This window comes from Nocardiopsis gilva YIM 90087, assembly GCF_002263495.1.
GTDB lineage: Bacteria > Actinomycetota > Actinomycetes > Streptosporangiales > Streptosporangiaceae > Nocardiopsis_C > Nocardiopsis_C gilva.
Genome location: NZ_CP022753.1, coordinates 3,873,333 through 3,885,302, shown reverse-complemented (window position 1 = coordinate 3,885,302; position 11,970 = coordinate 3,873,333). Strand labels below are relative to the sequence as shown.

The following is an 11,970-nucleotide window of genomic DNA, read 5'->3' as shown; positions in this document are numbered from 1 at the left end:
CGCCCCCTCCCTGTCTGCCATTCGCAGCGACCGGAAACCGTGGGATTCGGCCTTCGTCAATCGGGTGAGTTGCGGATGGGAGGCGTGGGCGTGACCGGCGTTCCGGAACGCGGCGGCGGTGCTGACGGCGGCATGTGAGGAGCGCGGACGGCGCCTCTCGGCGGATCGGCGGTCGTGACGTGTTGCGGTAGCCGCCGTCTTGTCGCTGCATGTTATTGCTTGAGTTCGTTGAGTGAGTATTGCTGCGGAGATTCAGGGGGGTCCGATGGTGGTGTGGCGGCATACGGGATGGATCCGACGGCGCCGTGCGGGGCGTCTGAGCGCGGTGATCGCAGCGGTAGCGGGCCTGGCGGCGCTGGTCACTGTGGTGGGAACGGGCGCCGCCACATCGGAGGCGGAGCGACGCGAGACCCGGGAGATCACCTTCACCACCGATCTGCTGGACCTGGATGTGCCCGAGCCCATCGGCGCGGGTAGCTCGATCACCGCCCATTCGCCGCTGCGTGACGAGAGCGGCGAGCGCATCGGGGAGGGACACGGACAGGCGCTGGTCACACAGATCAGCGCCGAGGCCCCCACGGAGTCCACCGTGTTAGGCCGGTCCGTCTACGCGATCGACGGATCCGGCCAGATCCACACCTCGTGGCTCACCGACCTGAAGGGGCTCCAGTTCCAGGAGACGGAGGCGGTCGTCGTCGGTGGCACCGGCGATTTCCAGGAAGCCGAAGGCTCGGCACGCTTAGTCCCGCTCGATCCGCCGACGGATCCGACGCCCACCAGGTACCGATGGGAGTTCACCCTGGACCTTGACTCCGACGTTCGGTGACGCCGAGCCGGTCAGCGCAGCAGCACCAGCTGGTGGCGGACCAGCGCCCGTAGGACTTCCGCGGTGATCGGCATCGGTGTCTCCGAGCGTTCGGCCAGTTCGCCGGCTGTGAGCTCGCGCTCCCGGGCCAGTTCCGCCAGCACCGGTTCCGCTACGGACGGCAAGCGGTAGCGCCGCCCCGATACCGTCACGACCACGTCGGCCCCGTCGCGTTCCACCGGCGGCGTGAGCAGCGGGACGAACTCCACTCGCGTGTCGGGACCGGGCACGTTCCCCTCCACCGCCCAGGCGAGGGAGAAGGACCGGCGGCGCGGGAAGCGCGCGTCGCGCGCGTCCAGGAACGCGTCGACATCGAACTCCTCGGCCGCGTCGGCGAGGCGTCGGAGGAGCTCGTCGTGGTGCTTGGCGCGCTCATCGGATGCGGCGAACCGCGGCAGGTCACGGCGCATGAACTCGACGTCCTGCAGGCGTTCGAGCAGTGCCCGCGCCCAGTCGATCCCGGTGGCGCGCGTGAATCCGAAGGTCAGGTGCATGCTCACCCCGCCGGTGCCCCGCACCGTGTGCCACCAGCCGCGCGGCACGTGCAGTACCTGGCCGGGGCGCAGCACCCCTTCCCACACCACGTCCTCGGGCGGGGTGTGGGTGTGGTCGGTGTCGACCTTCATCGGGTAGGCGCGGCTGCCGTGGCCGTGCACCTGCCAGGACTTGTCCCCGGCCAGCTGCACGACGAACGTGTCGTGGTCGTCCCAGTGGGTGTCGAAGCCGTGCGAGTCGCCCCAGATCAGATACAGGTTGGCCTGTGCGCGTTCGCGGACCAGCCGCATCAGGTCGTCGGTGGCGGCGCGGACGGGCGGGTGCAGCCGGTCGATCCCGTCCATGACCAGGCTGGCGCCCTCGCGCAGCTGCCGGTAGAAGTCCTCGGGCCGGATGACCGAGCGCGCGGTGCCCGACGCCTCACCGGCCTCTGTGTAGCGCGCGGTGGGGACCGGCTTCCCGCGCTTGTGCAGGCGGACGCGCGGTGGTTCGAGCTCGCGGGTACGCAGGATCTCGTCGAGGTCGTCGAAGGTCAGCAGCGAGCGCACGGCGTCGGTCCCGAGGTCGGTGAATATGACGTCCGACGACAGTCGGGCGGAGAGCAGGTCGTCGCCGACGGCGGCGCGCAGCGTTTCGGTGAACAGGCGGTCGGTCACGGTCGGCCCTTCCTCCGCGGAGACGGTGGGCCGCCAGGGAGCAGGGTCTCCCCGGCGGCCGGTTGCCGATGGGTCACTCAGAGCACCGAATCGCATGTCCGATGGGACATGGGCTCAGGCTCAGATGAAGTCGGAACTGGAGTCCGTACCGTCGCTGTCGCCGCCCGCGGTGATGTCCCGCGAGGTGACCTGGGTCAGCTCCTCGACCTCGACCTCAATCGGGTCCATGTGCGTTCACCTCTCTTCCTGTGGGGGGAGTAGGCCGTCCTACGCGGACCGGGTCCGCGGGGACAGCCCCGTTCGCGCGGCCGCGAACGCGTGCGCGTCGGCCGCGAGTTCGATGGCCCTCGTCACGGCGCGCGCCCCGTGCCCGGCGTCGCGTTCGTACCGGAGCAGGACAGGACGGTCCGGCGAGGTGGAGGCGCTCAGTGCCGCGCACATCTTGCGCGGGTGTGCGGCGTCGATGCGGGTGTCGCCGTGGCAGGCGGTGAGCAGTACGGCCGGGTAGCGGTGGTCCTGGCCGTCCAACGCCCGGTGGTAGGGGGAGTAGGACATCAGTGCGGCGAAGTCGACGGGGTCGGACGCGGTGCCGAACTCCCGCGCCCACATCCGCCCGGGACCCAGCTGTTCGAACCGCGCCATGTCGGCCAGTGGGGCCGAGGCGATGACGGCCGAGCACAGGTCGGGGCGCATGGTGGCCGCCGCGAGCACGAGCAGCCCGCCGACCGAGCCGCCCGACAGGCACAGGTGGTCGCGCGCGCAGTACCCGCCGGAGACGAGGGCGTCGGCCGCGGCGATGAGGTCCTGGACCGAACGGATCTTGTTGCGGCGGGCGCCGCGCAGGTGCCACTCCTTTCCGGCGTCGCCGCCGCCGCGGACGTGTGCGACCGCGTAGCGGCCGCCGGCCAGCAGCCAGGCCAGCACGGTCGCGCTGAACCCGAACTGCCGGGGACGGCCGAAACCGCCGTAGGCGTGCAGGATCGTGGGGCCCGGCCCGTCGACGGGCCGGGCGGAGAACACGGTGATGGGCACGCTCGTGCCGTCGGTCGAGCTGCACCACAGGGTGCGGCGGCGGGGGCGTCGGCCGGGCTCCGCGTCCGGGGGACCCGCCGTGCCGGAGGCGGCAGCGCTTCGAGCGTCCGCTGGCGCGTGGAGGGGCCATCTGTGGGGCAGCGCTGACCGTGGTCGAGCACCAGCACCGTCTGTTGCGTGGCGACGTCGGCGTAGCAGAAGGAGGCCGAACCGTCGGTCACCGTCTCCAGCCGGGTCACCATGCCCTCGCCGGGGAGCTCGATGCGGCGCAGGCGGTGGGCCTCGCGCGTGTCGTAGGCGGCCAGCTCACTGATGCCCAGGCGGTTCCGGCTCACGAGGAGCTCGATGTCGGCCGACGTATCGGCGTCGGCGGTGGTGACGTGGCGCGGGGATCGGTGGGCGGTGCTGGTGACGGCGAACCCGTCGAGCGTCGCCTCGGGGTCTTCGGGGACGACCTCGCGCCACAGGGCGGGGGCCGGGTGGGCGGGGTCGGCGACGCAGATGCGGCGGCGCGGCGCGTCCAGGGTGGTCCGCAGGTAGAGGAGGCCGTCCGGGCCGACTTCGGCCTCGGACTCGATCTCCTCCCCGGTGTGCACCTCCCGCAGCCGCGGCGCGTGTGCGCGCCCGCCGGAGAGGTCGGCGATCCAGAGGTCGTTGCGGTGCCCGGTCCCGTGGTTCTCGGAGATCAGCAGCCATCGGCCGCGCAGCAGGCGTACACCCGGGACGGTGCACGGCCCGCCGCAGGAGTGCACCAGGATGTCGGGGAGGCGCGGCACGGCGAGGACGCGGTGCAGCCACACTCCGGGGCGCCCCTCGGTGTCGTCGCGGCGGACGTAGTAGAAGGCGGTGTCGCGGGAACCGGGCAGCCACGCCACATGGGAGTAGCGCACGCCGCGGATGGGTTCCTCGACGGGAAGTCCGCTCTCGGTGGACAGGACGCGCAACGCGCCGCGTTCGGCTCCGCGCGTTGAGGTCTGAACCGCGACCAGGCGCCCGTCAGGGCTGGGTTCCCAGGCATTGAGGGTGGTGCGGCCGCTGGGGTCGTACACGGCCGGGTCGAAGACCACGCGCTCGTGGCCGCCGCGGATGGTGACGAGGCGCGGGTGGTCGGCCCCGGCGTCCCGGCGGGTGGTGAAGGCGAGGCCGCCTCGCCGTACCGGAGGAGACCACAGGTCGGTTGCGATGAGGCGACGGATCTGGGCGGCCAGGCGGTCGCGCATCGGCCAGCTGGGGGCGGCCTGCGCGAACTGCCGTTCCCGGTCGGCGAGCCAGGTGCGGGTGGCGGGGGAGTCGGGGTCCTCCAGCCACCGGTAGGGATCGGCGATGGCCCGTCCGTGCAGGGTGTCCACCACCGACACGAGGTCGCCGCGCCCTGGCGACCGGGCGGCGCTTTGACGAGCGGGCGCCGTGCTCACCGCGGGAGGATCGGTCGATGGACGAGGGCGCGGGACAAGCGACGGTGTCGGTTACGCACGCCCACATCCTTTAAGCGTCCCGTGACGGCGGTCAAGTAGTAGCTGACTGGCTGTAGGTAACATAAAGCTGCCCTGCGGGTAAGGGAAATATGCGGAAATACCCCATGTGAACTGCGGGAATGTGTCGCCGAAGCGGTGCGCGAAGGACGCCCGATTGCGACTTCCACGATGGAATATCCTCACCCTTCGGAGTCATTTCCGTGGACGCCGCGCCCTCCACCTCCGACTGTGTCCAGGCGTAACCGAACGCGTCTGCGTCGTTCCTCATCGCGCAAGGGATTCCGTTATTCGACATACTCTCGGAATTTACCGAAGTACTATTTTTCGGGAATTTCGCAACCTTTGTCGGGAGTTCGGCGTCCCACGCATGAACACACGAGAACGCGTCGACGCGTGCACCTATGGGACACCTGGGAATGGGGATCATGGCCAAGCTGGCGCGCAGAGGGGTGCTCACCGCGCTGGCAGCGACGGCGGTGCTCGGGGCCACGATGGCGGCGTCGGGGGCCGTGGACCCGGGCGAGCGGAAAGGGAGTTCTCCGCGTGGGAATCCCGGTCTTGGGACACCTTCGGAAGATGATCGGCGAGCCGGGGGTCTGCTGGGCGGCCTTGTCGGCGATCCTCCTTTCCGGTGTTCGGTGGTGAAAAGCGGCGCCGACGGCGGTGGGGGTTGGGGCGCCGGTCACCTCTCGGGTCGAGCGGTGAGGGGCGGCGCCGGGGAGTGAGGGTCGGGCGCCCCTGACCGGTTCCCGGCGAGCCATGCGGGCGGCCCGAAAGCCGGATTGCGGGCCACTGGGCGCCCGGTATGCCACAAGTTCCCCGCGATGATCATGGAAATTATTTCGAAAATCGGCCGGAAATCGAGAGAATTCCCGTGATCATCGCCAGAAGCGGCCTGAAGTGGGGAATCAAGGCAGGAAGGGGTGGGCGCTTTGTCTCGTTTGTCGTGGTCAGTGGGCGGTGGATCCGTTGATCTCGGGAAAGTGCGCCAAATTCCGGCGGTTTTTTGGCGCACTTTCCCGAGATCAACGGGGTGGCGGACATAACGGGCACGCAGAGAGCGCTTTCCCGCCCCGGGCCTGGGCCCCGCCCCACCCGGGAGCCAACAGCAGGGCCCCAACCCCCACCGGCCGTCGCTGCCGCTTTCCCCGACCTGCCCCACCGGGAGTATGCATGACCAGCGGGCCACCGCCGCGAACCGAGCCGCGCCGCACCCGGGGAGACCGGCGCCCCCAACCCCACCCGCCACTGGTGCCGCTTTTCACCACCGAACACCGGAAAGGAGGATCGCCGACAAGGCCGCCCAGCAGACCCCCGGCTCTCCCTCTGAGTGCTGATCACGGCAACGGGAGCAGAACGTCGGCCCCTGGTCTGGCCGAAGTCGGCCACCGCTCCACCGACGACAGCCGAACGTCGGGATCCGCCCTGACTTCGGTCTATCGCGCGGTGGGCGCGCGAAGCGGCCCGATAGCTGGGGGTAGCGTCGTTCACCATGAGGGGCTCTGAGGACCGACCCGCGCATCGGCGGAGTCTGCGTGACTGGATCGTCGACTCCGCCCTGTTCATCTGCGCGGTACTGTTCGGGCTCCTGATGGTGATGGACCGCGTCGAGACCGGTGTCCATATCCCCCAGGGGCTGCTGATCGCCGACTACGCGACGGCGGTCCTGGGCTGCTCCGCACTCTGGCTGCGGCGCCGGTGGCCGGTCGGACTGGCCGTGGTTCTCGTGGCCGTGATGACCTACTCCGACCTGGTCGCCGGGGCCACCCTGGTGGCGCTGTTCACCGTCGCGGTGCACCGCCCCTGGCGGACCACGGGCTACGTCACCGGTCTGGCCCTGCTCGTATCGCTCGTCGGCGCCATCCTCAGCCCCGAACCCGGCGCCCCGCGGTACCTCGCGGAACTGCTCGGCGTCAGCCTCATGCTCGGCATCATCGGCTGGGGCCTGTTCATCCGCCACCGACGCCAGCTCGTCCTGTCCCTGCGCGACCGGGCCGAGCGCGCCGAGACCGAGGCCCGCCTCCGCGCCGAGCAGGCCCAGCTGCTCGCCCGCGAGCAGATCGCACGCGAGATGCACGACGTGCTCGGGCACCGGCTCTCCCTGCTGAGCGTGCACGCGGGCGCACTGGAATACCGCCCCGACGCGCCAGCCGAGGACATCGCCCGCACGGCCGGGGTGATCCGCGAGAGCGCCCACCAGGCCCTCCAGGACCTGCGCGAGGTCATCGGCGTGCTGCGCGCACCAACGGGGGAGCTGCCCCAACCCACCATCGCCGACGTGCGCGAACTCGTCGGCGAGTCGATCCAGGCCGGGACCCGGGTGGACCTCGACGAGAACGTCACCGGGACCGTCCCCGACACCATCGGCCGCACCGCCTACCGGATCGTGCAGGAAGGACTGACCAACGCCCGCAAGCACGCGCCGGGCGGGGGTGCGCGTCGCCCTGTCGGGCAAACCGGGGGAGGGGCTCACCGTCGACGTCCGCAACCCCCTGCTCGACTCCGGGGCCGGAACCGGCGGTTCGCCACCGAGCGACGCCGGTTCCGGACGCGCCCCCCGTGTGGGCCACGGTCTGCCCGGCCTGTCCGAACGCGCCGCCATCGTCGGCGGGCACCTGCACCACGGAGTCACCCCAACCGGAGACTTCCGGGTCTCCGCCTGGCTACCCTGGCCCGCATGACCTCACCCGAGCCCCAGGGCATTCGCGTGCTCATCGTCGACGACGACCCGCTCCTTCGTGCCGGCCTCAAGATGATGCTGGGCGGAGCCCCCGACATCGAGGTCGTCGCCGAGGCGAGTGACGGCACGGAGGTCCTGCCGCTGGTGGACCGGCACGCGCCGGACGTCGTCCTCATGGACATCCGGATGCCCGCGATGGACGGGCTGACCGCCACCGAGACCCTGCGCGCCCGCACCCGCGCACCCGAGGTCATCATCCTCACCACGTTCGACGCCGACGCCCACGTCCTGCGCGCCCTGCGCGCCGGGGCCGCGGGGTTCGTCCTCAAGGACACCCCGCCCGCCGAGATCGTGGCCTCCGTGCAGCGCGTCGCGCGCGGCGAGCCGGTGCTATCCCCGGCCGTGACCCGTCGCCTCATCGACCAGGTCACCGGATCCGACCACGACCTGCGCCGACTGCGGGCCAAGGAACGCCTCGCGCTGCTCAACGAGCGCGAACGCGAGGTCGCCGTCGCCATCGGCGACGGCCGGTCGAACGCCGAGATCGGCGCGGCCCTCTACATGAGCGTCCCGACGGTCAAAGCGCACGTGTCGCGCATCCTCACCAAGCTCGACCTCAACAACCGCGTCCAGATCGCCCTCCTCGCCCACGACGCCGGGCTGCTCAACGACGTCGAGTGATCTGGGCCGTCCTTCGCCGCGCGGCACGACCGCGGCCGGGGCCGCGGGGAGCGCCGACGGGGACGGGCCTGACCCTCGGACAACCACGGCTGCCGCGTGATCGACTTCGGTCGCGGCGGCCCATCCCAACGGATGATGCGCAAGGTCGTGACACCCCGTAGCGTCGGGTCGTGCCCACTGCCGTCGGACGAAGCGAAACCCGGCGGCCTACGTCGATGAGGGAACGAAGAGCCTGCACCATGGAATCACCGATGAGCCAGAGAGAGAACGCCACCGTCGTCAGTGAACGGGTGTGGTGGATCGGATTTCCACTGATCGGCGCCGGGCTCGGATGGCTGCTCAAGTCCCTGGCGGGGTGGGTCGCCTCCCTGGAGTGGGCGCCGTTCCAGGGGCCGTTCCGGCTCGTCGCGTCCCTGCCTGAGCCGGTCGCCACCATCGGCGCTTTCGTGCTCGGCGCGGCGGCCGGGCTGGTCCTGGCCTTCCTCTGGTGGCTCGGGAGCCTGTCGGTCACCGTCACCGACGACGGCGTCGTGCTGAAGCGCGGCGACAACGTCCAGGAGATCCAGCGACCGTCGGTCAACGCGGTTTTCCTCGACGGCAAGGATCTCGTGCTGCTCGGCGGCGGTACGCGTGAGCTGGCCAGGGAGAAGAACGACCTGGATGCCACCGTGCTGGAGCAGGCCTTCAGCGCCCACGGCTATACCTGGCTGGCTGAAGGGGACCCCTACCGCGACGAGTTCCGCCGCTGGGTGCCGGACATGCCCGAGCTTTCGCAGGGAGCCCACGCCCTGTTCAAGGCCCGCCAGCGGGCGCTGGAGAAGGACGACGGGGACGACGCCGCGGAGCTCCGCCACGAGCTGGCCAAGCTGGGCATCGTCGTCCGCGACGAGAAGAAGCGCCAGTACTGGCGCGCCATGGACACAGGCGACCGCCCATGAGGCATCCGCTGCCGCGGGGCGGCGTCGGCGGACGGCGGTGGGTGGCGCGGCCATCGGCGCTTTTCATCCAACTCTCAGGCCCGGTCGGCAGCATCAGGCGGCATGGCAGAAGAACCGACCGATATCCCCGAGTTCTCCACCCCGACCCCGCGACGCCCGTCGCCCCGCACGGCGCGATGGGTGACCGGGATCGCCGCCTGTGTCGGCGTCGCCGTGGCCGTACCGGTGGCCGTCGCCGCCGCACAACCCCCACCGTCACCGGTCCGGGTCGAGGACGGCGCGGTCATCGTCCCCATCGACGGCGGCGATGCCGTGGTCGACCCGGCCTCGCTCGCGGTCACCGCCCGGCCCGACGACGGCGGGGACGATGTTGCCCTGTCCGACGCCGCCGAGCAGGACCTGGGCGACCCCGACGAGGTCACCATCGGCACCGAGGGCGCCAGCTGGTCCTACCCCGACAGCGGGCTCGAAGCGACCGCCACGGTCGATCAGGGCCGCCTCTCCGTCGAGCTGCGTTCCACCGCCACTGGAGACGACGCTTCCGACTCCACCGTCACCTGGCCCGTCACCGGCACCGACCCGGCCGCCTCCGCCGTGCGGTTCCCGCGCGGGGAAGGCCTGTCGGTCCCGCTCGACGACGGCTTCTGGAACTCCGAGGACGCCGGTCTCGCAGGAACGGACATCGACATGTCCTCCGGGCTGACCCTGCCGTTCTGGGGCACCGCCCTGGGCGACCTCGGCGCGAGCTACGCCGTTGACGACGACGGCATCGGGACCCTGCTGCGCTTCGTCTCCGAGAACGGGCGGCTGTCCAACCAGGCCGAGCACACCTTCTCCGAGCGGTCCGGGACGCTCGACTACACCGTCACCTTCGCCCTCACCGGACCCGAGCCCACCGCCGCGGCGGCCGATTACCGCTCCCTGCTCAAGGAGCGCGGGCAGCTCGGGTCACTGAAGAAGAAGATCCAGGACAACCCCGAGGTGGGCAAGCTCGTCGGCGCCTTCCACGCCTACACCTGGGGCGGCGACCGCCGTAGCGCCACCGTTCAGAAGCTGCGCGAGCTGGGCATCGACCGCATGTGGCTCGGCGACTCCGACGACACGCCCATGACCGCCGACACCGTGCGCGCCGCCAACGACGCCGGATACCTCGTCGGCCCCTACGACTCCTGGGCCAATGCGCAGGACCCCGATGAGTCCGACTCGCCCACCTCGGTGTGGCCCGAGGGCGTCTATCCGAAGGACTGCGTGATCGAGGCCGACGGCGAGCCCAAGTCGGGGTTCGGTGACCGCGGCTGCTACCTCAGCTCCCAGGCCATCGCGGACAACAAGGACACCCAGGCCTACATCGCCGACCGTGTGAAGGAGATGACCGCCAACGGCGCCACGAGCTACTTCCTGGACGTCGACGCGGCGGGTGAGCTCTTCGACGACTACAGCCCCGACCACCCGATGACCCAGGCCCAGGACCGGGACAACCGCATCGAGCGCATGCGCCGCGTCTCCGAAGACGACGGGCTCGTGCTCGGCTCGGAGTCGGCCGTCGGCTGGGCCAACGAGGTCATCGCGTTCAGCCACGGCTCCTCGACCCCCGTCGCCGACGGCCTCTGGGCGCTCGAACGGGACAAGGAGCAGTGGGGCGGCTGGGCCCCGGTGACCGGCCCGAAATTCTTCTTCCAGCCCGCCACTCTGTCCGACGCTCTTGCCAAGGCCATGTTCGACCCTGCCTACCGGGTGCCGCTGTACCAGACGGTCCTGCACGACTCACTGATCAGTACCGACCGCTGGGAGATGCCGCTCTACAAGCTGCCGGAGCAGAAGCGGGACCGCGTCCTGCTCGCGATGCTCTACAACACGCCGATCAACCTCGTCCTCAACGAGGATGCGGTCGATGAGCACGGCGAGGAGATCGCCCAGCTGCAGAAGTTCTTCCAGCCACTGCACGAGGCGGCGGCCACCGAGCCGATGACCGGGTTCGAGTACCTGTCCGACGACAACCTGGTCCAGCGCAGCGAGTTCGGCGACGGTGCTCTCACCGTCACCGCCAACTTCGGCGACGCGACCGACCCCGACTCCGGTCTCCCCGGAGGCTGCGTCGAGGCGAGCGTGAACGGCGGTCAGGACCAGCGCCTTTGCCCGAGCAGCTAGGCGGTGCCCACAAGGTCGGCCGCACGCGTTCGCCTTGCGTGTGCGGCCGTCCTTATGTGTACGCGGGCGGTAGCGCTAGCCGACAAGGCCGTTGAGTAGTTGGAGTGCCAGTGCGGCCTGCTCGGCCGTCTCCGGGCTCACGGCGCCACCTTCGTTCTTTGCCACCACCCCTAGGACCGTGCCGACACCCTCCAGAAAGTCTCCAGTGCGGTCCCCGCCCATGTGGTGATTGATCTCGTTGTACGCGTCTGGTCCAGGAATATCAGTCATGCGTCACCATGTATCACAAGATGATCGCTTAGAGTGGCGACACGCTGGGAGGATGCGGGCGGCGTGCGCGGCGCAACGACCTCCCCATTTCGTCTGTCGGCCGCTGACCGTGCCGGGAGCGCGGCACCCGCGTTGTGATTGCCTTGGGCCGACACCGCCGACAGACACGGGGAGTACGCATGCGCTGGGTCGTCCGCTCTGAGAAGCCGCTCTACACCGATCCGTGGTTGGACATCCGGGCCGCGGACGTGGAGGTCTCCGGCGGGCGGCACCTGGAGCACCGGATCATCCGTACCGGGCCAGGGGCGGGCGCGGTGATCATGAACGACCGCGACGAGGTGCTGCTGGAGTGGCGGCACCGCTTCATCACCGACACGTGGGGCTACGAGATTCCCATGGGCGGCGTCCACGACGGCGAGGCCCCGATCGCGGCGGCAGCACGCGAGGTGGAGGAAGAAACCGGGTGGCGGCCAGGACCGCTGCGCCCCCTGATCCACGTCCACCCCACGCCGGGAGTCAGCGACAGCGAGCACCACATCTTCGTCGCCGAGTCAGCCGAGCACATCGGCGATCCCGCGGACGATTGGGAGTCCGAACGCATCGAGTGGGTGCCGCTCGCCGACGTGCCGAAGCTGGTCGGCGAGGGCAAGGTCATCGGTGGCACTTCCGTGAGTGCGCTGCTGTACCTGCACGCGACGGAGCGCCCGACACCGTGAGCACCGCGCCGACC

7 protein-coding genes and 2 pseudogenes are annotated in these 11,970 nt (G+C 70.4%); 6 read left to right on the top strand and 3 right to left on the bottom strand.

Annotation, left to right across the window (positions count from 1 at the left end):
• Window positions 1-325 precede the first annotated feature (325 nt).
• The gene (locus CDO52_RS17630) at window positions 326-826 is read left to right on the top strand and encodes a hypothetical protein (protein WP_017618321.1); all 501 of its coding nucleotides are present in this window, start codon (window positions 326-328) and stop codon (window positions 824-826) included.
• Between the two features lie 11 nt (window positions 827-837).
• Here CDO52_RS17630 and CDO52_RS17625 read toward each other — a convergent pair whose 3' ends face one another.
• Complete coding sequence (locus CDO52_RS17625) at window positions 838-2,016, bottom strand: JmjC domain-containing protein (RefSeq protein ID WP_094932543.1); 1,179 nt, start codon at window positions 2,014-2,016, stop codon at window positions 838-840.
• 267 nt (window positions 2,017-2,283) lie between these two features.
• Window positions 2,284-4,406, bottom strand: a pseudogene (locus tag CDO52_RS17620) (prolyl oligopeptidase family serine peptidase).
• Between the two features lie 1,609 nt (window positions 4,407-6,015).
• Between CDO52_RS17620 and CDO52_RS29695 the strand changes: the two are divergent.
• The 4 genes and pseudogenes from CDO52_RS29695 (at window position 6,016) to CDO52_RS17600 (ending at window position 10,970) form a co-directional block, all read left to right on the top strand.
• Window positions 6,016-7,204, top strand: a pseudogene (locus tag CDO52_RS29695) (sensor histidine kinase).
• Window positions 7,201-7,884 carry a response regulator gene (locus CDO52_RS17610; protein ID WP_017618328.1) on the top strand — a complete coding sequence of 228 codons (684 nt, stop codon included), beginning with the start codon at window positions 7,201-7,203 and terminating at the stop codon, window positions 7,882-7,884. Before CDO52_RS29695 ends, CDO52_RS17610 begins: the two are co-directional and overlap by 4 nt.
• A 251-nt stretch (window positions 7,885-8,135) precedes the next feature.
• Window positions 8,136-8,822, top strand: coding sequence for a YqeB family protein (locus CDO52_RS17605; protein WP_017618329.1), 687 nt, complete (start codon window positions 8,136-8,138; stop codon window positions 8,820-8,822).
• Window positions 8,823-8,924: 102 nt separating this feature from the next.
• Window positions 8,925-10,970 (top strand): glycoside hydrolase, encoded by a 2,046-nt coding sequence (locus CDO52_RS17600; RefSeq protein ID WP_083919821.1) that lies wholly within the window; start codon window positions 8,925-8,927, stop codon window positions 10,968-10,970.
• Between the two features lie 75 nt (window positions 10,971-11,045).
• Here the strand turns inward: CDO52_RS17600 and CDO52_RS27670 are convergent, their stop codons facing one another.
• A complete protein-coding gene (locus tag CDO52_RS27670) occupies window positions 11,046-11,240 on the bottom strand; it encodes a hypothetical protein (protein ID WP_152471583.1) in 195 nt (64 codons plus the stop codon).
• Between the two features lie 179 nt (window positions 11,241-11,419).
• Here CDO52_RS27670 and CDO52_RS17595 point away from each other — a divergent pair, with 179 nt between their 5' ends.
• On the top strand, window positions 11,420-11,956 hold the full coding sequence (locus CDO52_RS17595; RefSeq protein WP_017618332.1) for an NUDIX domain-containing protein: 537 nt from the start codon (window positions 11,420-11,422) through the stop codon (window positions 11,954-11,956).
• Window positions 11,957-11,970: the final 14 nt, after the last annotated feature.

Coding starts and splice junctions, on each gene's coding strand:
- CDO52_RS17610 (WP_017618328.1), top strand. CDS start 7,201: ATGACCTCACCCGAGCCCCAGGGCATTCGCGTGCTCATCGTCGACGAC.
- CDO52_RS17605 (WP_017618329.1), top strand. CDS start 8,136: ATGAGCCAGAGAGAGAACGCCACCGTCGTCAGTGAACGGGTGTGGTGG.
- CDO52_RS17600 (WP_083919821.1), top strand. CDS start 8,925: ATGGCAGAAGAACCGACCGATATCCCCGAGTTCTCCACCCCGACCCCG.
- CDO52_RS27670 (WP_152471583.1), bottom strand. CDS start 11,240: ATGACTGATATTCCTGGACCAGACGCGTACAACGAGATCAATCACCAC.
- CDO52_RS17595 (WP_017618332.1), top strand. CDS start 11,420: ATGCGCTGGGTCGTCCGCTCTGAGAAGCCGCTCTACACCGATCCGTGG.